The sequence below is a fragment of the uncultured Jannaschia sp. genome (genome assembly GCF_947494025.1).
Classification (GTDB): domain Bacteria; phylum Pseudomonadota; class Alphaproteobacteria; order Rhodobacterales; family Rhodobacteraceae; genus Jannaschia.
In genome coordinates this window covers 1-1,266 of the sequence record NZ_CANLTQ010000103.1, presented here as the reverse complement: position 1 = coordinate 1,266, position 1,266 = coordinate 1, and the positions used below count along the sequence as shown (strand labels likewise).

Sequence of the window (1,266 nt, the reverse complement as noted above, 5' to 3'; positions counted from 1 at the left end):
TGATCCTGCCCCGTTCGAGTGGACACCCATGATAGGCTTTCGAGCCAACACGAGGAGTGTCCGATGGAGAGGAAGAAACGCCGGTATTTCCCGGATGAGTTCAAGCGCCAGGCGGTCGAGCGGGCAGATACGTCTGGACTGTCGGTGATGGATGTTGCCGCCGAGCTCGGCATTCACGAGACCCAGCTGCGCCGATGGATGCGTCAGTTCGGTAGATCGGGGACGGGGCCTGCGCGGCGCCCCATCACGCAGGCGCAGGGTCCGTCCCCGGCCGACCTGGCTGCGGAGAACGCGCGATTGAAACGGGAGCTTCAGAGGGCACAAACAGAGCGCGATATCCTAAAAAAAGCCGCGCTCATCTTCGGAGCGGCCACCCGATGACGTTCGGGTTCGTCGATGAGCACCGCCACCTCTGGCCCGTTCGCACGATCTGTGCCGTGCTCGGCGTCTCCGTCAGCGGCTACTACGCTTGGCGGGGCCGGCCGGAAAGCCGCCGCAGCATTGAGAACCGGGCCCTTCTCAGCGATATCCGCTGCGCTCACGCGGAAAGCGGCGGGTGCTACGGCGCACCGCGCGTCCATGCCGTTTTGCGTGCTGCCGGCCGGTGCGTGGGGCGCCACCGTATCGCGCGCCTGATGCGCCTTGCCGGCCTGCGAGGACTGGCTGCGATTCCGCGCCGGGTGCGGACCACGGACAGCCGCCACGACTATCCGATCGCGCCAAACAGGCTGCGCAGGCACTTCGCCGCGACCGCGCCGAACCAGGTCTGGCTCGCCGACCTGACCTATATCCGGACGGGCGAAGGCTGGCTGTTCCTTGCCGCGCTGATCGACATGCATACCCGCAAGGTTGTCGGCTGGAGCATGCGAGAGACCCTGCATGCCTCGATCGCCCTCGAAGCACTCGAGATGGCCGTCAAACGCCAGCGACCGCCACCAGGTCTGATTCAGCATTCGGACCGCGGCATTCAATACGCCGCCGACGAGTATCGCCAAGCCCTTGTCGCCGCGAAGATAATCCCCTCGATGAGCCGGAAGGGCAATTGCCTGGACAACGCACCTATGGAGAGCTTCTTCCACACGCTCAAAGTCGAGCGGGTTCATCACCGCGTCTACGCCACGCGGGACGAAGCGCGACGGGATCTCTTCGCCTACATCGAGGGCTTCTACAATTCACGGCGCCTCCATTCCGCGATAGGCTACCGTTCACCGGCCGACATGGAGCGCATGGCGGCATGACCCCGTCCACTTTCCCGGGGCAGGATCA

The 1,266-nt window shown here is 64.8% G+C and carries 1 protein-coding gene; it reads left to right on the top strand.

All coding sequences use genetic code 11. The annotated features are described in order from the left end of the window. The first annotated feature begins 63 nt into the window (after window positions 1-63). Window positions 64-1,238 (top strand): IS3 family transposase gene (locus Q1B08_RS21435; protein ID WP_299823387.1). Its coding sequence is split into 2 segments (ribosomal slippage): window positions 64-340 and window positions 340-1,238, totalling 1,176 coding nucleotides; the frame shifts between segments, so codons are not numbered across the junction. Window positions 1,239-1,266: the final 28 nt, after the last annotated feature.